Here is a 21,180-nt window from a genome sequence, read left to right as displayed (position 1 = left end):
TAGAAAGGGGTGAGGCTATGAATTTTTATCATCGTATAAAAATCATGATTCCACCATTTCCCTGTAAAGGATGTTTTTTTCTTAGATAAGTAAACTTTTAGGAGAGAATTATGGAAAAAAACATCGAGTCAAATAAAATTAGTTTAGCGTTATTAGTTTGCCTAGTCGGCTTTCCACAAATTAGTGAAACTATTTTCACCCCTTCTTTAACAGAAATTGCTAAAGGATATCAAGTGTCAATAAATGTGGCACAAATGACATTAAGTATTTACTTTTTAGCATTTGCATTTGGCGTTTTCTTTTGGGGGATTACTTCAGATTATTTTGGTCGGAGAGTGGCGATGAATGGAGGATTATTTATCTACACCATTGGTTGCCTGCTCTGTTACTGGTCAACAGATATTATTTTGTTATTTGTTGGGCGTGTCATACAGGCTTTTGGTACTAGTACTGGTTCTGTAACTACCCAAACAATCTTGCGCGATAACTATCAAGGAAAACAACGGCATACTTTATTTGCACAAATTTCTGCAGCATTAGCTTTTACTCCTGCTATAGGTCCATTAATTGGTGGTTTTTTAGGACAATATTTTGGATACAAAATGGTCTTTTTAGCATTAGTTGGTTTGGGCACCTTTTTATTAATCTGGAGCCTGAAAAAATTGCCTGAAACATCATCGAGTAAAAAAAATCATTTGAATTATCAAAAAATCTGCCAAATTGGTCAAAGAATGATTGTTGACAAATATACGTGGACATTTTGTGTATTGATTGGTGTATTGAACGGCGTATTATTTGGCTACCATTCAGAAGCACCTTCTATTTTTATTGAAAAATTTGGATTCACCCAAGCTCAATATGGTTTCATTGGAATTGTGGTGGCATTAGCTACTGTTCTAGGTTCATTTATTTCGAAGCAGACCTTAGAGCGATTATTACCTGAAACAATTATTCTTTTAGGAACAAAAATAGCCCTGATTGGGAGTTTAGGATTATTAGTGGTATCGTTGCTGCCAGTGTCATTTAACCTTCTTTTGCTTCTATATCTGGTTGGGATTTTTTCAGTATTAACAGGGATTGGAATTGCCTTGCCGAACTGTTTAAGTTTAGCATTAGTAAATTTTACAGATGTTGCTGGGACAGCGGGGGCATTTTTAAGTTTAGGTTATTATGTAATTGTAAGTATTTTAACCTTTTGTATTAGTACAATTCATACTGGTTCAATCAGTATTTTACCTGTTTTCTTTCTAGGTTCATTTTTATTGATTTATTGGATACAAAAGAGATGAAAAGGATAAAAATCATCGGGCTTTCTTTTTAAAAGAAAGTCCGATGGTTTTTTAATCAGAAATAACGGTGAAATCGCCTTTGTCATAGCGATGACGTGCGTGAGAAATTTCAAAAGGAATCCCATTTTTTAAATAAACGGTTTGTTCGACTTCTAACACAGGATCATGTACGTCACAATTGAGGTAGTTTTGATCATAGATATCGGCTTTGTCGGCTTTAATGCGACGAATGGATGTCCCGATTTCTAGGTTTAAGCTTTCGTTAATATAACGATAGATGGAGGATTTTAAAATATCTTCATCTATACCTGGAATCAGTTGAACAGGCATGATTGTATATTCTAACGAAAGAGGTTCATTGTTTAATAAGCGTAAACGGACAATATCATAAATGGGCTCGTTTTTCTTGATTTTTAATTTTTTTTGCTCCTCTTCATCAGGAAATAACACCCCAAATGAGATAATCTGGCTCGTTACTTCGCCTAATTCACCGAGACGTTTGGTGAGACCACGGTGGGTTTGTGCATTGTAATCAAAAATAGACAAAGGTCCAGTAACAAAGGTGCCTATGCCTTTACGACCATAGATGAGTCCTTCGAGATGTAGTAAATCTAACGCTTTTTGAATCGTGACGCGGCTAGTTTGATAATAGTCGGCTAACTCAGTTTGTTTGGGTAATTTTTCTTGCTTTTTGTACAGCCCATTTGTTATTTTTGAACGAATATCAGCTGCAATCTCATGATATTTTGCCACAGGATCACCTCTTTTCAAGCTAGAATAAACTATTTTAGCGACTATGTAAATGTATTTATTTACATAGTCGCTTTATGGCGTTTACATATTTGAAAAGATACGTTAAATTTACTTTGTAATCGGTTACTTAGAAGTTTTTAAAGGGATTAGGAGGAAATTTTAATGGAAAAATTTGCAAGTGTTTTGGGAAATATCGCCGCAAAAATTAATAGTTTACGTTACATTATTGTTATTAAAAATGCTTTTGCAGCATTAATTCCAGTAATTATTACAGGTGCGTTTGGAACTTTGTTTTCTGCAATGATTTTTGATTCAGAAAATGGCTTAGCCAAAATTAGCTCTTTGAGTTTTTTAGCAGAGTTAAAACCTATTTCATCGGCAGTGAGTTATGTGACGTTAAGTTTTTTGACCATTTATGCGGTATTTTTAATTGGTATTGAGCTAGCGAAACTAAATAAAGTGGACGGTGTATTTTCTGGGATTGTTGCAGTGATGTCTTATTTATCAGTAAATCCAACAGTTTTTACGGTAGTGAATGAAGATATTTCGGTGGTGGCTGAAAATGTTTTGGCTAAACAATATACGGATACTAAAGGACTTTTCTTGGGAATGTTTATTGCGATTGTTTCAGTCGAATTATATTGTTGGTTGGGCAGACAAGAGAAGCTGCAGTTAAAAATGCCTGATACGGTACCGACGAACGTTGCATCAAGTTTTTCTGCATTATTTCCAACTGTTCTAACGGTAGTAACGATTGCAACAGCTGGTTTTATTGTGAAAGCTGTGACTGGAATGTATGCTTATGACATAATTTACAACATCGTTCAACGACCATTAGAAGGGATTGTCCAAGGTTTACCAGGAATTTTATTATTAATGTTTATTGCTCAAATTTTTTGGGTCATTGGAATTCATGGCAATCAAATGGTCAAACCAGTTAGAGAGCCACTTTTGTTAGCTGCTATTGCGGTAAATACCGAAGCTTTTGAAGCAGGAAAAGAGATACCGAATATCATTACGATGCCTTTTTGGGACATGCATATGAGCATGGGTGGTTCAGGAGTCACGATTGGGTTGTTGGTTGCTGTTTTAATTGCTGGAAAACGTGAGGATATGAAACAAATTACTAAATTATCGTTAGCGCCAGGTATTTTCAATATCAATGAACCAGTCATTTTTGGTATGCCAATTATGTTAAACCCAATATTGGCAATTCCTTTTATTCTAACACCACTGATTACCGGCACAATTGGTTATATTGCGACTTCGATTGGTTTTGCTGCAAAAGCCGTAGTGATGGTTCCCTGGCCAACGCCACCATTAATCAATGCTTATCTAGCCACAGCTGGGGATATTGGTGCTGTGATTACGCAAGCTTTTTGTATTATTCTTTCGATTTTAATTTATTTACCATTCGTGTTCACTACCAACCGGACAAAAAATGAAACACTTTAGAGGAGGAGAACTATGTTAGAGATACAAATTCCCAAAGATTTTATATTAGGTGCCGCTTCATCAGCTTGGCAGACAGAAGGATGGCAGGGCAAAAAAGCAGGACAAGACTCCTTTTTAGATAAGTGGTATCAAGAAGAATTTTTTGTTTGGCATGAAGGGTATGGCCCAGCGGTTGCAACTAATTTTATGGAAAGGTATCAAGACGATATTCAACTGATGAAAGAAATTCATTTGACACATTATCGTACATCGATTAATTGGGCTCGTTTTTTTACAGATTATGAACAGTTAATTGTGGATGAAGAATATGCACAACATATTGATAACGTTATTGATGCCTTAATCGAAGCAAATGTTGAACCCATGCTTTGTTTGGAACATTATGAGTTGCCTGCCTATTTACTGGAAAAATACGATGGTTGGTCTTCAAAAAAAGTAGTTGAACTTTACACAGAGTATGCGCGGATTGCATTTGAACGATATGGTAATCGCGTGAAACAATGGTTTACGTTCAATGAACCAATTGTTATTCAAACCCGTTGCTATCTAGATGCCATTCGTTGGCCACATGAACAAAATACTAAAAAATGGATGCTATGGAATTATCATAAAGTCTTAGCAAGTGCGAAAGCGATTAAGATTTTCCATGAAAATCAATATGAAGGACGCATTGGGTGTGTATTAAATCCAGAGATGGTTTATGCTCGCTCAACATCACCTGAAGATTGTCAGGCAAAAGAGATGTATGATTTATTTTACAATCGAATATTTTTTGACCCTATGATTAAAGGAGAATTTCCCCAAAAATTAATTGATTTATGCAAACAACATGCGATTTATTTTGATCCAACCGAAGAAGAGTTGCAAATTATTAAAACCAATCCCGTTGATTTTTTAGGCATTAATCAATATTATCCTAAACGTGTACAAGCACCGAAATATCAATGGAATCCAAATACACCATTTCATCCAGAAGCTTATTTTGATTCTTTTGAGTTGCCAGGCAGAAAAATGAATCATTCCAGAGGTTGGGAAATCTATCCTCAAATTATGTATGATTTAGCGATGTATCTTAAAGCTAATTATGGAGATATTCCTTGGTTAATCACGGAAAATGGTATGGGCTCTGAGAATGAGGAACATTACCTAAACGCAGACGGGACAGTACAAGATGATTATCGAATTGATTTTATTAGGAATCATTTACACTATTTATTAAAAGCTGTTGCAGAGGGAGCCAACTGTGAAGGGTACATGTTATGGGCTTTTACCGATTGCGTATCCCCAATGAATGCGTTTAAAAATCGTTATGGGTTAGTTCGGATTGATCTACAACGTAATCGTCAGCGTTCATTGAAGAAATCTGCTCATTGGTACCAGTCATTAATTGATAACAGGGTATTGCATGTAGAAGAAATGTCCTACCGATAATAAAAAAGATGGTCGTAGCCTTGAAAAAGTCGATGACCATCTTTTTAAATCCTTCTAACGCCTGATTTTCTTTTTTAAAAGTTATGCGATACTATAGAAGAAAGGGAGGTTATGTAATGAAAGAAAAGAATACATTTCATGTAAATGGCTATTTGGGTTTGTTTGTTTTAATTGGTTTAATGCTGGCAGGAATTTATGTGTTTTATGTGGGTGTAACCACAGACAGTGTTTTCCAGATTGTAGTTAGTATTGTTCTATGGATTATTTCTATCTTATTTATTAGTTCATTGACGATTGTTAGTCCTAACCAAGCCAAAGCGATTTTATTTTTTGGGAAATATTTAGGAACAATTAAATCAAATGGTTTGTTTATCACGACACCATTGACACAAAAAATTAATGTCTCATTAAAAGTTCGTAATTTTAATAGTTCTTTGTTAAAAGTAAATGATAATGATGGAAATCCTATAGAAATTTCAGCAGTCGTTGTATTTAAAGTAGTTGACACTGCTAAGGCCTTATTCGATGTTGATTATTATCAAAACTTTGTTGAAATTCAAAGTGAAACAGCTATTCGCCATATTGCGACCCAATATCCATATGATTCATTTAGTGATGATGATGTTACGTTACGAGGAAATACAGGGTTGGTTTCTGATGAACTAGCGAAAGAGTTGCAAGAACGTTTAGCAGTGGCTGGTGTTGAAGTAATCGAAACACGTCTGAATCACTTAGCCTATTCAACTGAAATTGCTAGCGCGATGTTACAGCGTCAACAAGCCAAGGCCATTTTAGCAGCACGACAAACAATTGTCGAAGGAGCAGTGACGATGACACAAATGGCATTGGAACAAATTGAAGAAGGCCAAGAAATTAATTTTACAGATGATCGCAAAGTACAGCTAATTAATAATTTACTTGTCTCCATCATTACCGATCGTGGCACTCAACCGGTTATTAATACAGGCGATGTCAAAGAAGTTAAAACAAGATAGGAGAGTAACGTATGAAAAAACTCTATATTAAACAAAAAGTTTTTAGCATTGGTGAAAAATTTACAATCACGGATGAAAATCAACAGCCACGCTATTCTGTAGAAGGTAGTTTCTTTAAAATTCCAAAAGAATTCAAAATTTTAGATGAAAATCATCATGAGATTGGCGTGATTACGAAAAAAATCTTTTCTTTACTTCCGAAATTTTTTGTCGAAGTTGATGGTGAAGAAATGATTACCATTACAAAGGAATTCACCTTTTTTAAACCCAAATATTCGATTGATTCTCAAGGGATAAGTGTTGAAGGGAACTGGTGGGATATGGACTTTGATGTACGTGCCCACGGTAAAAAAATTGCTGATATTAATAAAAAATGGTTTACGTGGGGCGACACATATGAAGTAACGATTTTAGATGAGTCAATGGAACAAGTCATCATTTCATTAGTAATCGCTATCGATTGTGTCAAAGCAGACGAAAGTGCAGCAAGTAGTGCTAGTAGTTCGTAGAGTGTAGTTTTTAGCTACACTCTTTTTTTGTTCGTGTTTTACTGTTTTGTAAGAGTTTTTATATAATTAATATTCGAATCTTGTTTACTGATAGGAATGTTTTTTGTTTTTTTAATCATTTTCTTTCGTTTTTTTGTAAAAAAAGTATTTACAATGAATAATTAACGTGTATAATAAACGAGTGCTTAGATATGAATGTACGTGTTTTATAGATTAAATGAATGTTTAAATTCTAATTACATTCGTTTTTATCTATAATTACGGAAAATACAGATGACTTTATTCGGAGGGAATACACAAAATGAAAAAAACAAAATTGATGAAATTAGCTTTAGCAACAGCAGGAATCGTTGCTGTATTAAGTGGTTGCGGAACTGGAGGAACAGATAGCTCAGATTCAAGTAGCAGTTCTTCTAGCAAAGCTAGTTCATCAGAAGTGTCACCAGTAGCCTTAATTACAGATGGTAATGGGGTAGATGACCGTTCATTTAACCAATCTGCTTGGGAAGGCATGGTTGCTTGGGGTGAAGAAAATGGCGTGGAACAAGGGGCCAATGGTTACCAATATTTCCAATCATCAGGTGAATCTGATTTTATTCCAAACATTGATCAAGCGTTAACTGCTGGATATCAAACAATTTTCGGGATTGGCTTTAAATTACAAGCAGCAATTCAAGAACAAGCAACAGCTAATCCAGAAGTAAACTTTGTTATTGTGGATGAAATTGTTGAAGGATTAGATAATACCGTTTCTGCTACATTCAAATCAAATGAATCAGCGTACTTAGCTGGTTTAGCAGCAGCTTATTCAACACAAACAAATACAGTTGGTTTCTTGGGTGGTATGCAAATTTCATTGATTGAAGCCTTTGAAGCTGGTTTCAAACAAGGTGTTGAAGATGGTGCGAAAGCGTTAGATAAAGATATTAAAGTGGTTAGCCAATACGCAGGTGATTTCTCAGCACCAGATAAAGGACGTACGATTGCTTCAGCGATTTATGCCCAAGGTGCAGATATTATCTACGGTGCAGCAGGAGCAACTGGGAATGGTTTATTCCAAGAAGCGAAATCATTAAATGAAACTCGTGATGATAAAGTTTGGGTTATCGGTGTTGACCGTGACCAAGTTGAAGAAGGTGCCTACAAAAAAGATGGCAAAGAAGATAACTTTACGTTAACTTCGACATTAAAAGAAGTTGGAGCAGCAGTAAAAGATTTAGCTGAAAAATCAAACAACGGTGAATTCCCTGGTGGTGAACACATTGTTTACGGTTTAGAAGAAAATGGAGTTGGTATAACAGATGGTCAACTTTCTGATGAAGCAAAAGCAGCAGTAAAAGAAGCTCGTGAACAAATCATTGCAGGTGACATTGTTGTGAAAGATACGTTAAAATAGAATAAATGATACGACACAGGTCAAGATTTCTCATTTGCCTGTGTCGTCTTTAATGAAAAGGAGAAATTATGAGAAAAGTTTATTTGAACCATGACGGTGGCGTGGATGATTTAGTGACTTTATTTTTAATGTTACAAATGGAAGAAGTAGAACTAGTGGGTGTCGGTGTTATTCCAGCCGATTGTTATTTAGAACCAGCTGTTTCTGCGAGTCGTAAAATTATTGATAAATTTGGTAAAGGACAACAACTTTCCGTTGCATCATCAAATTCTCGTCCTAAAAATCCTTTTCCAAAGGATTGGCGCATGCATGCCTTTACAGTTGATGCATTACCTATTTTAAATGAAAGCGGCAAAGTAGAAACACCCTTAGCTGATACGTATGCGCATCAACATTTAATTGATACTTTGCATGAGCAAGAAGAGAAAATTGATTTAGTTTTTGTGGGACCTTTAACGGATTTAGCGCGGGCATTAGAGCTTGACCCAACCATTCAAGAGAAAATTGGTAAATTATATTGGATGGGCGGGACGTTTTTAGAAAAAGGAAACGTCGAAGAGCCTGAACATGATGGAACGGCTGAATGGAATGCCTTTTGGGATCCTGAAGCGGTCGCTGTGGTTTGGGAGAGTACCATTGAAATTGTTTTAGTAGCTTTAGAAAGCACGAATATGGTGCCATTAACTAATGATATTCGTGACATGTGGGCAAGAAACCGTGCGGATGAAGGAATTGATTTCCTTGGACAAGCGTATGCGATTGTTCCACCGTTAGTTCATTTCCAAACCAATTCAACGTATTTCTTATGGGATGTATTGACTGCTGCAACATTCGGCAAAGAAGAAATGGTCAAAAAAGAAACCGTTTCGTCAATTGTCATTGCGGATGGCGTCAGTCAAGGAAAAACTGAACGCCATAGTGAAGGTCGTCCAGTCGAGTTAGTTTACCATGTAGAACATGATACATTCTTTGACTATATTACAAATCTTGCGCGTCAAGAAGAATAACAGAATAAATTTAGAAAAGGACTAGCTTTCTAGTCCTTTTCTATTTAAAATAAAAGAGAAACAACTAACAAAGGAAGTAGGTAAAATCATGTTATATGGATCAATTGAAGCAGGCGGTACAAAATTTGTCTGTGCAGTCGGCAATGAAGCATTAGAAATTGTGGAACGTGTCAGTTTTCCAACAACGGTACCAGAAGAAACAATGGCGTTAGTTATCGAATTTTTCAATAAACACAAAGAAGAATTGGTAGCAATCGGAGTAGGCTCATTTGGACCAATCGATATTCATCAAGATTCTGAAACATATGGGTACATTACATCAACACCTAAATTAGCATGGCAAAATTATGATTTTGTGGGTACATTAAAAGCAGCGTTTAACTTACCTGTGGCTTGGACAACAGATGTAAATGCAGCGGCTTATGGCGAGTATGTATTTGGTAATGGTAAAGGTTTATCAAGTGTCGTCTATTATACAATTGGTACGGGCGTTGGTGGAGGCGCTTTACAAGATGGTCGCTTTGTTGAAGGCTTTAGCCATCCTGAGATGGGCCATATGTTAGTAGTGCCACATCCAGATGATAAGTTTGAAGGCAGCTGCCCATTCCACGGCAACTGTTTAGAAGGAATGGCAGCAGGACCAGCTGTTGAAAAACGTAATGGTCGTAAAGGACAAGATATTCCAGAGGATGATCCATTCTGGGAAATTGAAGCGTATTATATTGCACAATGTGCCTACAATACAACTTTAATGTTATCACCGGATGTCATTATTTTTGGAGGCGGTGTCATGAAGCAACGCCACATGGTTGAAAAAGTTCACCAAGCATTTACCAAATTGTTAAACGGCTATGTGAAAACTCCTGAATTAGATAAATATATCGTCACTCCAGCACTAGAAGATAATGCAGGAACATTAGGTTGTTTGGCTTTAGCAAGAAACGCAGAATTACACGGACATTAATTTGATCTAAAGGGAGCTAGCATGAGTTTATATCTAGAAATTCCTGAACTAAATCAACAATTTCCTTATCGTTTTTTATTAAACGATGGCATGGCAATTGTTTATCCTCATTGGCACAAAGAAATTGAGTTAATCTATGCTAGTCGAGGAAAAATAAATATTGGCATTGGTCAAACGGTAGTTGTTTTAGAAGAAGGCGAGATGATTTTCTTTGCTAGTGGAGAACCCCATTATTTTCTGGCATCGCCCGATAGTGAACGCTATGTGTATCAATTTGATTTGAAATTATTTGACGAATCCAGCTTACGTAAAAATGAAGAGAGTCTGATTGCGTTATTTGAACAAGGGGAACGCCATAGCCGCTATTGGCCGTCAGAATTTAGTGAGACAATCAAAAATCTACTAGTGGAATTGTACGAATTGGAAACGACACAGCCGATGGGTGAAAACTATTTGATACTTGGATGTCTTTATCGTTTGATTGGTGAATTCTATCAATCACTTCCACGAAAGGCTGAGCAAGTAAAAGTTACACCGACTGCTGTACATCGGAAAGAAACGCTAGAACGATTGAATCAAGTGTTTGATTATATTGAAACGCGTTATCAAGAAGCAATTACGGTAGAAGAAGTTGCCAAATTTGTGGGATTTAGTCCCTATTATTTTACGCGTTTCTTTAAGAAAAATACCGGGCAAACATTTATCCAATTTTTGACAGAATATCGGGTGAACCAAGCGAAATTTATCTTGGCAAATGAAAAATTACCAATGGCAGAAGTCGCAGCACAGGCTGGTTTTTCGAGTGTAAAAACATTTCATCACGTGTTTAAAGAAGCTGTTGGACAATCTCCGTTACAATATCAAAAGAAGATGACTGAATAAAAAAAGGCTGAGCGAAGTTTACACTTTGCTCAGCCTTTTTTATGTTGTGTACTTAGGTAAAATAATACGTACAGTCGTTCCAACATTTAACTTGGACGTATAAACAATAGCCTCTTTAACTCCATAATATAAAGAGATTCGTTGTTTAACATTTTGAATCCCATAATGTTTTCCTTGGTGAGTTAAAATAGTGGCAGTTTGCTCAGCTGTCATTCCTCGCCCATTGTCGCTAATTTCAAATTGTAAATGATTATTTAAAACTTTGCCACGAATGGTCAATTTACCACGCCGGTCATCTTCAATATGATCAATTCCATGAAAGATGGCATTTTCAACAAATGGTTGAATCAATAAAGTAATAATTTCATATTGTTTAATTTCTTCGTCTACATCGATTGCTAAATCAAAAGAATGATTGTGCATTTTTAATTGGATTTTTGCGTAGGTAATCGTCAATTCTAATTCTTTAGCAACCGATAAGCGGCTTTTACCATTATTTAAGCTTAAACGATAAAATTGAGAAAGTAGCTGTGCCATCTCACTAATTTCTTGATTACCCGTCAATAAGGCTTTGTTATTAATTAAGGACAAAGAATTATAGAAAAAATGAGGATTAATTTGAGCTTGTAATGCACGTAGCTCGTGTTTTTGTTGTTTGATTTCAGATTTATAGACTCTATTGATAAGTTCTTGGATTTGCTGAATCATCTGGTAGAAACTTTGATAGAGTTTGCCTATTTCATCATTTGATTGATAGGTAGGTTTTAGATTCAAAGTATTCTCTGGTGAATCATTCATTTGATTCGCTAATTTTTGAATAGGTGCAACAACTGTCTTAGATAAACCAATGATGGATAAACTCAACATGATAATCGCAAATAAAAAAATCAAACATGCCACAGAAGCTAGCAGAAGTACACCATTATAAACAGAGTACATTGGTCGTGAAAAGGTAATTATCCAATCATTTTTTAATTGTTTTTGATTTTTAATTTGTGATTGGTTAAGCGTTTGCATCAAACGAGAAATAAAGCCTAATTGTTCAGGTTGTTCATTAGAGAATTGAAATAAGTTTTCTTTTTTTGCATTAGTGATTGTTAAAAGATAAGGTTCGTTGGATATATTATCTAGATTATCAAAAATAACTTCTGGTGATAGCTGGAAAACAATAATATTGGTGTCCGTGTTCTTAGCAGAAAACAGTTGACTGTATAAATAAATTTGATTCTGTTTATTATCAAAAAAATAAGAAATGTTGGTCGTATTATTTAATTTGAATTTTGAAGTAATATCACCAGGAACTATTTTTTTGACATATTTTCCATGATCGTACAAATTAATGGAAGTATATAAGGTAATATTAGCAATAGTATCTTGTTGTGAATAAATACTGCGAAATAAAGGGACAATTGTATTGGTATATAAGTCATATTGTTCAAAATTGCTTGGATTTTCAATGGATAATTCATCAATTAAAAATTGAGAACTTGTTAAAAAAGCAATGGCTTCTTCATAAGTAGTTAATCGCAAATTAATCTGTTGATACGTAGCTGTCAGATTATCTTGATTATTCGATTTTTCACGTTCAATAATAAAATGTTGAATCGTTCCTATACTGAAAAAAGTAAGCAAGAGTAATGGGAAAAGACTTGCTGCAAAAGAAATCACAATAATTTTTCTTTGAAAAGACAAGTTCTGGAAAAAAACTTTGAATTTAGTTTTCATTTTCAATTTTCCCCTTTATTTTTCGAAAGCGTTCTGGTGTCACTCCAGTATATTTTTGAAAACTTTTAATAAAATACGAATGACTGTTAAAACCTACTAATTGACTAATCTCACGAATACGATGATGAGAATGGATGAGTAACTCTTTTGCTTTTTCCATTCGTAGTTCATTTAAATATTTCGTAATTCCAATTTTTTCTTCTCGCTTGAACAAATCACTTAAATATTTAGGTGCAAGATGAACATTGTTAGCTAAAATTTCTAAATTTAAGTCTTCTTGATAATGATTCCACATATAGTTTTTTGTTTCACGAACATATTCGTTGGTCGTCTTATTCAAATCATTCAATCGTTTTTGTGCCAGTTGGAGCAATTTTGTGAATGCTTTTGGTATTTGTTCAAAGGTGGTGGCTTCCAGTATTAGTTCCAAACCAGCTCGAACTTCCATAGGGGAAATTGCTATAAGTTCGACAATATTACGATACACTGTAGCAAAGAAAAATTTTACAATACTGGGTGTTTCGCTAGCAGCTTGTTCATACTGTGAAAATAAAAAACTCATTTGCTTTTGAAGAGCTTCAAAATCTTGAAGATGGATAGTGTTTTTTATTTCATTTAAAATATTTTCCTCTTTGACAATATCTTTGGTAGGTAACGCTAATCCTAATGTAGGATGACTATCTATTTGATAGAATTTCTTAGTAATTTGTTCATTATGCTGTTGATAAACTTGGTAAATATCCACAGCTTTATGAATACGTTGGGATAATTCAAGAGTTACTTCAATTCCTAAGTCTTTTTGAAGCTGTTGTACCAACTCGCGTTTTTTTAAGACAGCCTCATGGAAAGTAGAAACGGAGAGTAAGTAAACAAAGCGTGTTAAACTTGTTCGAATCAATACAGCATCTTCTACATAGAGATAAAGAAAATTTTCCAACTTTGCTGCTTCATCATGGTTGCTGTCGATCGTTAGCAGATACGTCGTTTTTGTAAGTAGAGGAAAAGCAAGAGCCTGTTCTTCTACAGTTAATTTTTCAAAAGAAATCCCACTAAATAATTTGATTAATAAATCTTGCTGATTAATCCGTTGTTGTTGTGTGTTTTCAATTTTTGTTTTTTTGATAGACGTAACTAATTTATCTAGCTGTAAATAAAATTCTTCTGGATTAATAGGTTTTAGAAGATAATTGACTGCTTGTAAATCAAGTGCTTTTTTAGCGTAAGCAAAGTCATCGTAGCCACTAATAAATAATATGGGTAATTGTTGATGTTTTTTCCGAATTGTTTCAGCCAGTTCAATTCCTGTTGTAAAAGGCATTTGTACATCGGTAATCAATAAATCAATTTGTTGCTTAGCAAAAATATCAAGTGCTTCTTTGCCATTAATGGCTTCATAAATTATCCACTGGGTTGAATGTTTTTCTAAAAGAAAGTATAGTAGTTCACGTTGATCGAAATGATCATCCGCAATTAATACATGGTACATGTGAAAACCTCCTAAAAACTAGTTGAACAATTAAAAGTATAGTCTGAATTGCTTGTTCCTACAAATAAGAATGAAGATTCTTTTTGAAAGCGCTTCATGTTATGGAATTTGTTTTATAAAAATGGAAAATGTGCTATTTATGCGATGAAAACGATTGCGTATACTTGTATTATCAAATAACGGAGGGATACAAAAATGAAAAGTTGGAAAAAGAAAACTTTATTTTCACTTTTAGCAATTACACCGCTAGTTTTAACCGCTTGTGGTGGGGAAAAGGCAGAAGAAGCACCTACGAATCAAGATGGGGATATTATTATGACTGTAGGACAACAAACAGCTCCAAATTCAAAATTACCTCAAGGTGATAGTTACAGTGATAATGCCTATCGTCGTTTAGTTAAGGAAAAATTAGGTGTTGAATTAGAAAGTTCTTTTGAAGCGAATGGAGATGATTATAATCGTCAAGTTTCGTTGGCAATTGCTTCAGGAGATATTCCCGATATGATGGTAGTAGGACGAGATGAATTAGAAGAATTAGCCGATAACGATCTAATTGCTGATTTGACTGATATTTATGAAGAACATGCCAGTGAGTATATTAAAGAAATTTATCAATCATTTGATAATGTTCAACTCGATGCAGCGACGATTGATGATCGTTTGATGGCTTTACCTGGAACAGCAAATGATTTTGGACCAAACTTAGTATGGGTTCGCCAAGACTGGTTAGATAAATTAAACATCAAGTTGGATGAAGATGGGAACCAAGCTATTACTTTAGATGAATTAGAAGCAACAGCTAAAGCTTTTCAGGAAAAAGATGCGGGTGGCACTGGGCAAACTAAAGGAATTGCCTTTGCCAATTGGCTAACATCAGATAATCATGGTGGTTCAGGTTATACTGCTACGGCTATTTTAAATGCTTTTAATGCGTATCCTAAAACGTATTTAGAAAATGAAAAAGGCGAGTTAGTTTATGGTTCGAACACGTCTGAAATGAAAGAAGGGTTAACTCATTTAAAAAATTGGTTTGATGAAGGTGTATTAGATTCTCAATTTGGGACAAGAACATATGATGACATTAATGCAATGATGGTTAATGGTGAGTTAGGAATTATTCCTGGACCATGGCATATGCCAGACTGGGCTTTAGTTCAAGCTAGAACAACAAATTCAGAGGCAGAATTTACCCCTTTTGCAATTGAAGACAAAGATGGCAAAGTAAATGGTGTTGCTAAACCAGGTGTTGGCAATTTCGTAGTTGTACGCAAGGGATTTGAAAAACCAGAACTTGTTGTAGAAATGATTGATTTACTTTTTGATGAAGTAGCTAATTCAAAAGATATTGAAAATGAGTTTCCAGAAATTTATCAATACATGCAGCAAGCTGTGGATGGCTCTGTTCGTCCAGTCAATATTGAGATGTTTAAAAACTTAAGTGAAATCGATGATGCAGTGGCAGCCTCGGATGCTGCTTTAGGAGAAACTAATATTGAGGATATTGATAGTTTTACCGTTAGAAATAATGCCAATAAAATCAAATCCTATCTAGACAATCCGAAAGAAGCAGATCCAACTGATTGGGCAGTTTACGCTTCCCGTTTGCTAGCCGTAGATAATGTGATGAATGGTGTTCGACAAAATGGAAGTTTTAATGAAGTACATCCGATTGCTATCTTTGAAAAAATTAAAGCAAATGAACGAAATGGTGCTCAAGTAGCGAAGATAGAGGAAGAAACCTTTATCAAATTTGTTACTGGTGAAGAATCAATGGATAACTTTGATGGGTATGTAGAAAAATGGAATCAACAAGGTGGTCAGGCGATTTTAGATGAAATGAGTACAATTATCAAAGAAAATAACTAATTATGTCTGGAAGTGAGGCTGTAACATACGTCTAGTTAACAGTGAACTATCCGAACTACGTAGAACATAGCGACTCTATTTTTCGCTTCGTATTATTCGGTTACTTTATCTTGTTGTGACTTATGTCTCAGTCTCTTCTTTATCAAAACAAGTAGAGGAGAAAACTATGAAGAGAAAAAAAGAAAATAAAACTTGGTTTGCGAAAGACCAATGGCTATTTTTAGCAATGATTACTCCTGGATTGATTTTTTTAGCTGTTTTTTCATATGCACCAATGTTTGGGTTGGTTATGGCCTTTCAAGATTTTGTACCTGCACGAGGTTTTTTAAATTCTGAATTTGTGTGGTTTGATAATTTTAAATACATACTCAATCTTCCTGATATTTGGCAAGTTACCTATAATACAGTTTTTATTGCAGTAGGAAAAATTATTTTTAATACGATTATCCCAATCGTATTTGCTATTTTATTAAATGAAATTCGTGTGAAGTGGATGAAAAAATCTATGCAAACGATTGTCTATCTCCCACATTTTCTATCTTGGGTTATTTTGGCATCTGTCGTAGTGAATTTATTTAATTTGGATGGCACTGTCAATCAAATTTTAACCAATTTAGGGTTGGATTCTATAAATTTTTTAGGAAGCAACAAAGTGTTTCCTCATTTGTTAATTTGGACGGATGTTTGGAAAGGATTTGGCTATAATTCAATTATTTTCTTAGCAGCGATTACGTCGATTGATCCAGGTTTATATGAAGCAGCTACAATGGATGGGGCAAATTGGGGTCAAAAAGTGCGTCACGTCACATTACCAGGAATGATGCCCTTTATCATTTTAATGACAATTTTAGCTTTGCCAAATATTTTAAGTGCAGGATTTGATCAAGTATACAATCTATACTCCCCTCCTGTTTATGCAAGTGGTGATGTTTTAGATACGTATATCTATCGAATCGGTCTAATTGGTAGAGACTATAGTTTAGGAGCAGCAGTCGGATTAATTCGTTCAATTATTGGGTTAGTATTAATTTTAACTTCTAATAAGATTGCAGAAAAAGCGACTAATCGTGTGATGTTCTAATTAAAGGAGGGTGTTTTATGAAGGAAAAATTTGGTGTACGCCAATTGATTATTTACACTATTGTCATTTTATTAACATTATCTTGCTTGATTCCGTTATTAAATGTTTTAGCGTTGTCGTTGAGTAGCTCACAAGCAGTAGCAGGAAATCGTGTCGGATTATGGCCGGTAGAATTGACATGGGCAGCCTATGAAAGAATTGTGAATGATACCCAATTTTGGCGTTCTTTTGGGATTTCTGTGTTTCGTGTACTGGTTACGTTGGTACTGAATATCATTTTAATTGTTACATTGGCTTATCCATTATCTAAATCAGCAAAAGTATTTTATTCTAGAAAATTTTTTATGAGTCTGATTATTTTTGCGATGTTATTTAATGGTGGAATGATTCCGACCTATTTAATTGTACGTAATCTAGGCTTAATTAACAGTATTTGGTCTTTGATTTTACCAGGTGCAGTTCCAATAGGGAGTATGATTTTAGTCATGAATTTTTTCCGTGGTGTGCCTAAATCATTGGAAGAATCAGCTTTGTTAGATGGCGCCAATGCTTGGGATGTTTTATTAAAGATTTATATTCCCATTTCCTTGCCTTCATTAGCGACAGTTTCCTTGTTTAGTATTGTAGGTAGTTGGAATGATTTCTTTGGTGGATTAATTTATATGACAAAGATTGAAAACTATCCTCTTATGACCTATATTCAATCGTTATCAGTCAACATTGCAGAAACACTTCAAAATGCAGCTGGATTATCTACAGAACAACTACAAAGCTTGTTAGTTGTTTCTGATCGTAACTTAAATGCAGCTAAAATAGTGGTAGCAATTGTGCCATTGTTAGTTATTTATCCGTTTTTACAAAAATATTTTGTGCAAGGAATTGTTGTTGGAGCAGTGAAGGAGTAGAGAGATGATAGAAAATATATTTCGAATAGATGGGTTATTTTATCGAGTGATGATGAAAATTTGGCATTTATTACTACTAAACTTTTTGATTCTGATTTTTAGTTTGCCACTGGTTACCATTGGTGCTGCGCAAACAGCAGGTTTTACAGTAACTACACGAATGATTACCAAAAATGAAACACATCTTACAACTACGTTTATCTCGTCTTTTAAAAAGAATTTTAAACAAAGTACGATGGTGTGGGGAATATTATTAGTCATTAGTAGCATTTTAATTATCAATTGGAATTACGTCGTTCATTTTCAGCAATTGCATAGTTGGCTTATAGTCGGTCTAGGTTTGGTAACCTTGTTAGTAATGAATATTTCTCAATATGCTTTTTTTTATCTTTCTCGTTTTGATGATTCATTGAAGCAAATGCTACGTAATTTGTTGAAATTACTGTTGCGTTATCCAATTAGTAGTTTATTTTTAATAGGCGTTTGGCTGGCACCAATTTTTGTGATGGTGTTGTCTCCGTATGCGTTTGTTTTTGGAATGTATATGAGTTGCTTTCTTGGTATTAGTTTTATTCATTTTTTAAGAACCTATTTATTGTTGGCTATTTTTGATAAAGTTGTAAAACAAACAAATTAGATTATTTATTACGAGAAGGAGTTTTTTCAATGACTATAGTAGATACCCCGGATTATTTGAAGCATTTAGTTATTTATGAAATTGCTACTAAAAATTTTACGTCGCCTAATGGACCACAATCAGGAACATTTGCTTCTTTAACAAAGAAAATATCATATTTAAAAGAGTTAGGTATTAATGCTATTTGGTTGTCTGGACATCAGTGGTGTGATGAGAAACACTTTTTTAATATATGGACGGAATATGCTTGTATTCGACCTGATCGATTAGATGAAAGTTTAGGAAGTGAAGTTGAATTCAGAACATTCATTGAAACAGCGCACGAAGCAGGAATCAAAGTTTTTCTAGACGTTATCACACATGGTGTAATGAAAACAAGTCCACTTGTAATGGAACACCCAAATTGGTTTAATGCTGAATCTTGGGGAATGTTTGATTATGACTGGTATGGAGATCATCCTGATTTAGATGAATGGTGGATTGAAACCTGGTTTCGCTATGTGAGAGATTTTGATGTAGATGGTTTTCGTTTAGATGTTGCCCATTACCGCAATGATTTATGGGCAAAAATTCGTCATAAGTCTAAAGCGATTGGTAAGGACATTGCGATTATTGCAGAAAATGGTCCTGCAATTCGAGGAGTTGTAGACATGTTGCAACACGGTGAAGCTATTTCTCATAATTATGGGTTAAATAAGTCCTCTAGAATTCTTCATGATCCAATTGGTTATTTTAAGGATAGACAACAACGTTTAGGAGAGAATTATACGCTAAAAATTTTTTATAAAGATGGAACGGTTCAAGATAGTCAAGAGAATCATTGGTATGAAAAAGAACGTGTTCCCGAAATATTTTGGGAAGGATATGAAAGGCAGACGTGTGTTATCGGAGACGTTATGTATGAAAATCAAATTGGCAAACTAACAATAAAAAACTATTTTGAAGAAAAGAAAATTGAAAATATTCAACTAAAGGATACTATTGGTCAATTGTGGAACAGCAATATAGAATTAGAGGGAATTATTGAAGTGGATTTCCGAATCACAGTAAAAAAAGATAAAAATGAATTACAGCTAGAGTTTCCAATAAGAATTCAAGACGGACAACTTTTATCGACACAAATCAGTTGTCATGACGGTGGCTGGATTGGTTTTCCTAGTAATGAAAATCCTTATTGTGCCCAAGGTAGTCGCTATTTGATGGGATATGTGGGATTACTTTCACCTGGAGTGCCCGTTTTCATGGCGGGAGAAGAATTCAATGCAGACTATCGACCATTGCCAAATTTGTCGCCCAATTTATTTGGTGATGGTGTAACTACAGGTGCTCGCTGGTTATATGGAAATTGGTTGGATTGGGAACAACTAAATGATTCCTTAAAAAATGCGATGTTTCAGGATGTAAAACGACTCATTGCTATTCGACATAAATATTCTCATTTAATACATGGTTATAGGATGAAAGAAGCGATAATGCCGTATGCAACGATTGATTATTCTAGCGAAGAGATTTTACCAACGCCCTATTATTATCAAGACGAGCAACGGATAATTGTAGTAGCGGCTAATCCAAATATCGACCGAGCAGTTACTATTACCTTTGATTTTAGTCAAGTTCTTTCTACGAATAAGAATCAAGTAACCGTTCTTTTTGGAAATAAAACAATAAATCAACAACAGGAATTTAGTATCCATGAGCTAAACAAGACACAATGGATGATTGAAAAAGATCAGACTGTACAAGGCGGTGTATTAATTTTGGAAATACAAAAAGGATGAGCAAAGTGTAAACTTCGCTCATCCTTTTTTATGTTGTTTGACTGGGTAAGACTTTAACCGGTAATTTATAGGCAGATTCGAGTTGTTTATCTGGATAGTTGATGCGCTGAATCAATAATTCCACAAGTAATTCAGCTAATTCATCAATGGGTTGTCCAACAGTTGTTAATTGGGGAAAGTAATTCTGTATAAAGCGGGTACCATCATAACCAATTAATTTTAATTCTTTTGGAATATCTCGTTGCATTTCTTGACACAGATTATAAACAAGAATTGCCGTTAAATCATCTGTACAAAATAAGCTATCAACATCTTCTTCTTCCAAGATTCGTTTAAGGCGCATCGTTTTTAAGGCGAGAGAGTGTTCAAATGATTCAAAACGATAGACATGCTCGGTTAAATTTTTTGTTTTGAGAAAATCACGATAGCCATGGAGTCGATTATTTGTGGGGGAATCAGACGCGTTGCTACCAGTAATAATCCCAATTTTTTTAGCCCCTTGTGAAAATAGGTATTCTGTTGCCAAATAACCGCCTTGATAATTATCGCCACCCACAATGGGAATGCTGTCTGCTAAGGCTCGGTCAAAAGAAACAATCGGCAAATCGACTTGTTCATATTCTTTGATACCTAGATTATGAGCCCCAGCGATAATTCCATCGACTTTATTCGCTGCAAGCATATTTAAATAGGCTTGTTCTTTTTCTTTATTATTGGCACTGTCACATAAAATGGATTTGTAGCCGCGCTCAAAAAATTTAGTTTCAAGCTTTTCAACTAATTCACCAAAAAAGGGGTTTGCAACGGTTGGAAAGATTAATCCAATTAGTTGGGTATTTTTCCCTTGAAGTGAACGTGCTAATGAATTTGGTTGATAATTTAACTCTTTCATTGCCGCATGGACTTTATCAATTGTTTTTTGGCTTAATGAACCGTAGTTATTAATCACACGTGAAACAGTTGTTGGTGAAACACCTGCTTTTTTTGCAACATCTGTGAGTTTAATTGCCATCGTTTGGAC

Annotated in this window: 18 protein-coding genes; 14 read left to right on the top strand and 4 right to left on the bottom strand. The window is 34.8% G+C overall.

Annotated elements, in window-relative coordinates:
• Nucleotides 1-110 precede the first annotated feature (110 nt).
• Nucleotides 111-1,289, top strand: a complete 1,179-nt coding sequence (locus AC4BC7_RS09055; protein ID WP_490502680.1) for a multidrug effflux MFS transporter — start codon at nucleotides 111-113, stop codon at nucleotides 1,287-1,289.
• Nucleotides 1,290-1,340: 51 nt separating this feature from the next.
• On the opposite strand, the gene AC4BC7_RS09050 is transcribed toward AC4BC7_RS09055, so the two are convergent.
• Nucleotides 1,341-2,042: a GntR family transcriptional regulator gene (locus tag AC4BC7_RS09050; protein ID WP_490502679.1), complete on the bottom strand. Its 702-nt coding sequence runs from the start codon at nucleotides 2,040-2,042 to the stop codon at nucleotides 1,341-1,343.
• 162 nt (nucleotides 2,043-2,204) lie between these two features.
• Between AC4BC7_RS09050 and AC4BC7_RS09045 the strand changes: the two genes are divergently transcribed.
• The 8 genes from AC4BC7_RS09045 (at nucleotide 2,205) to AC4BC7_RS09010 (ending at nucleotide 10,681) form a co-directional block, all read left to right on the top strand.
• Nucleotides 2,205-3,497 (top strand): PTS sugar transporter subunit IIC, encoded by a 1,293-nt coding sequence (locus tag AC4BC7_RS09045; protein ID WP_490502678.1) that lies wholly within the window; start codon nucleotides 2,205-2,207, stop codon nucleotides 3,495-3,497.
• 12 nt (nucleotides 3,498-3,509) lie between these two features.
• Nucleotides 3,510-4,928: a glycoside hydrolase family 1 protein gene (locus tag AC4BC7_RS09040; protein ID WP_490502677.1), complete on the top strand. Its 1,419-nt coding sequence runs from the start codon at nucleotides 3,510-3,512 to the stop codon at nucleotides 4,926-4,928.
• Between the two features lie 116 nt (nucleotides 4,929-5,044).
• On the top strand, nucleotides 5,045-5,923 hold the full coding sequence (locus AC4BC7_RS09035) for an SPFH domain-containing protein (RefSeq protein ID WP_490502676.1): 879 nt from the start codon (nucleotides 5,045-5,047) through the stop codon (nucleotides 5,921-5,923).
• An 11-nt stretch (nucleotides 5,924-5,934) separates the two neighbouring features.
• Nucleotides 5,935-6,432 (top strand): LURP-one-related/scramblase family protein, encoded by a 498-nt coding sequence (locus AC4BC7_RS09030; protein ID WP_207942409.1) that lies wholly within the window; start codon nucleotides 5,935-5,937, stop codon nucleotides 6,430-6,432.
• Nucleotides 6,433-6,733: 301 nt separating this feature from the next.
• Nucleotides 6,734-7,828 carry a BMP family lipoprotein gene (locus AC4BC7_RS09025; protein WP_207942408.1) on the top strand — a complete coding sequence of 365 codons (1,095 nt, stop codon included), beginning with the start codon at nucleotides 6,734-6,736 and terminating at the stop codon, nucleotides 7,826-7,828.
• 68 nt (nucleotides 7,829-7,896) lie between these two features.
• Nucleotides 7,897-8,835, top strand: a complete 939-nt coding sequence (locus tag AC4BC7_RS09020; protein ID WP_243430743.1) for a nucleoside hydrolase — start codon at nucleotides 7,897-7,899, stop codon at nucleotides 8,833-8,835.
• 88 nt (nucleotides 8,836-8,923) lie between these two features.
• Nucleotides 8,924-9,799 carry a fructokinase ScrK gene (scrK, locus tag AC4BC7_RS09015; protein WP_207942407.1) on the top strand — a complete coding sequence of 292 codons (876 nt, stop codon included), beginning with the start codon at nucleotides 8,924-8,926 and terminating at the stop codon, nucleotides 9,797-9,799.
• A gap of 21 nt (nucleotides 9,800-9,820) precedes the next feature.
• Complete coding sequence (locus tag AC4BC7_RS09010) at nucleotides 9,821-10,681, top strand: AraC family transcriptional regulator (RefSeq protein WP_490502675.1); 861 nt, start codon at nucleotides 9,821-9,823, stop codon at nucleotides 10,679-10,681.
• 39 nt (nucleotides 10,682-10,720) lie between these two features.
• On the opposite strand, the gene AC4BC7_RS09005 is transcribed toward AC4BC7_RS09010, so the two are convergent.
• Both AC4BC7_RS09005 and AC4BC7_RS09000 read right to left on the bottom strand, forming a co-directional pair.
• A complete protein-coding gene (locus AC4BC7_RS09005; RefSeq protein ID WP_207942405.1) occupies nucleotides 10,721-12,406 on the bottom strand; it encodes a sensor histidine kinase in 1,686 nt (561 codons plus the stop codon).
• A complete protein-coding gene (locus AC4BC7_RS09000; protein ID WP_490502674.1) occupies nucleotides 12,396-13,892 on the bottom strand; it encodes a response regulator in 1,497 nt (498 codons plus the stop codon). Before AC4BC7_RS09000 ends, AC4BC7_RS09005 begins: the two co-directional genes overlap by 11 nt.
• Before the next feature lie 195 nt (nucleotides 13,893-14,087).
• Between AC4BC7_RS09000 and AC4BC7_RS08995 the strand changes: the two genes are divergently transcribed.
• The 5 genes from AC4BC7_RS08995 (at nucleotide 14,088) to AC4BC7_RS08975 (ending at nucleotide 20,159) form a co-directional block, all read left to right on the top strand.
• On the top strand, nucleotides 14,088-15,758 hold the full coding sequence (locus AC4BC7_RS08995) for an extracellular solute-binding protein (protein WP_490502673.1): 1,671 nt from the start codon (nucleotides 14,088-14,090) through the stop codon (nucleotides 15,756-15,758).
• A gap of 166 nt (nucleotides 15,759-15,924) precedes the next feature.
• Complete coding sequence (locus AC4BC7_RS08990; RefSeq protein ID WP_207942402.1) at nucleotides 15,925-16,839, top strand: ABC transporter permease; 915 nt, start codon at nucleotides 15,925-15,927, stop codon at nucleotides 16,837-16,839.
• A gap of 17 nt (nucleotides 16,840-16,856) precedes the next feature.
• Nucleotides 16,857-17,744, top strand: a complete 888-nt coding sequence (locus AC4BC7_RS08985) for a carbohydrate ABC transporter permease (RefSeq protein ID WP_490502672.1) — start codon at nucleotides 16,857-16,859, stop codon at nucleotides 17,742-17,744.
• Between the two features lie 4 nt (nucleotides 17,745-17,748).
• Nucleotides 17,749-18,381 carry a DUF624 domain-containing protein gene (locus AC4BC7_RS08980; RefSeq protein WP_490502671.1) on the top strand — a complete coding sequence of 211 codons (633 nt, stop codon included), beginning with the start codon at nucleotides 17,749-17,751 and terminating at the stop codon, nucleotides 18,379-18,381.
• A gap of 29 nt (nucleotides 18,382-18,410) precedes the next feature.
• Nucleotides 18,411-20,159 (top strand): alpha-amylase family glycosyl hydrolase, encoded by a 1,749-nt coding sequence (locus AC4BC7_RS08975; protein ID WP_490502670.1) that lies wholly within the window; start codon nucleotides 18,411-18,413, stop codon nucleotides 20,157-20,159.
• Nucleotides 20,160-20,187: 28 nt separating this feature from the next.
• Here the strand turns inward: AC4BC7_RS08975 and AC4BC7_RS08970 are convergent, their stop codons facing one another.
• Complete coding sequence (locus tag AC4BC7_RS08970; RefSeq protein ID WP_490502669.1) at nucleotides 20,188-21,171, bottom strand: LacI family DNA-binding transcriptional regulator; 984 nt, start codon at nucleotides 21,169-21,171, stop codon at nucleotides 20,188-20,190.
• Between the last annotated feature and the right edge of the window lie 9 nt (nucleotides 21,172-21,180).

The sequence above is a fragment of the Enterococcus sp. AMC1623 genome (genome assembly GCF_058216495.1).
Note: the sequence above shows the minus strand (reverse complement) of the source record. Positions and strands in the feature narration are given on the sequence as shown.

Coding starts and splice junctions, on each gene's coding strand:
- AC4BC7_RS09055 (WP_490502680.1), top strand. CDS start 111: ATGGAAAAAAACATCGAGTCAAATAAAATTAGTTTAGCGTTATTAGTT.
- AC4BC7_RS09045 (WP_490502678.1), top strand. CDS start 2,205: ATGGAAAAATTTGCAAGTGTTTTGGGAAATATCGCCGCAAAAATTAAT.
- AC4BC7_RS09040 (WP_490502677.1), top strand. CDS start 3,510: ATGTTAGAGATACAAATTCCCAAAGATTTTATATTAGGTGCCGCTTCA.
- AC4BC7_RS09035 (WP_490502676.1), top strand. CDS start 5,045: ATGAAAGAAAAGAATACATTTCATGTAAATGGCTATTTGGGTTTGTTT.
- AC4BC7_RS09030 (WP_207942409.1), top strand. CDS start 5,935: ATGAAAAAACTCTATATTAAACAAAAAGTTTTTAGCATTGGTGAAAAA.
- AC4BC7_RS09025 (WP_207942408.1), top strand. CDS start 6,734: ATGAAAAAAACAAAATTGATGAAATTAGCTTTAGCAACAGCAGGAATC.
- AC4BC7_RS09020 (WP_243430743.1), top strand. CDS start 7,897: ATGAGAAAAGTTTATTTGAACCATGACGGTGGCGTGGATGATTTAGTG.
- scrK (WP_207942407.1), top strand. CDS start 8,924: ATGTTATATGGATCAATTGAAGCAGGCGGTACAAAATTTGTCTGTGCA.
- AC4BC7_RS09010 (WP_490502675.1), top strand. CDS start 9,821: ATGAGTTTATATCTAGAAATTCCTGAACTAAATCAACAATTTCCTTAT.
- AC4BC7_RS09005 (WP_207942405.1), bottom strand. CDS start 12,406: ATGAAAACTAAATTCAAAGTTTTTTTCCAGAACTTGTCTTTTCAAAGA.
- AC4BC7_RS09000 (WP_490502674.1), bottom strand. CDS start 13,892: ATGTACCATGTATTAATTGCGGATGATCATTTCGATCAACGTGAACTA.
- AC4BC7_RS08995 (WP_490502673.1), top strand. CDS start 14,088: ATGAAAAGTTGGAAAAAGAAAACTTTATTTTCACTTTTAGCAATTACA.
- AC4BC7_RS08990 (WP_207942402.1), top strand. CDS start 15,925: ATGAAGAGAAAAAAAGAAAATAAAACTTGGTTTGCGAAAGACCAATGG.
- AC4BC7_RS08985 (WP_490502672.1), top strand. CDS start 16,857: ATGAAGGAAAAATTTGGTGTACGCCAATTGATTATTTACACTATTGTC.
- AC4BC7_RS08980 (WP_490502671.1), top strand. CDS start 17,749: ATGATAGAAAATATATTTCGAATAGATGGGTTATTTTATCGAGTGATG.
- AC4BC7_RS08975 (WP_490502670.1), top strand. CDS start 18,411: ATGACTATAGTAGATACCCCGGATTATTTGAAGCATTTAGTTATTTAT.
- AC4BC7_RS08970 (WP_490502669.1), bottom strand. CDS start 21,171: ATGGCAATTAAACTCACAGATGTTGCAAAAAAAGCAGGTGTTTCACCA.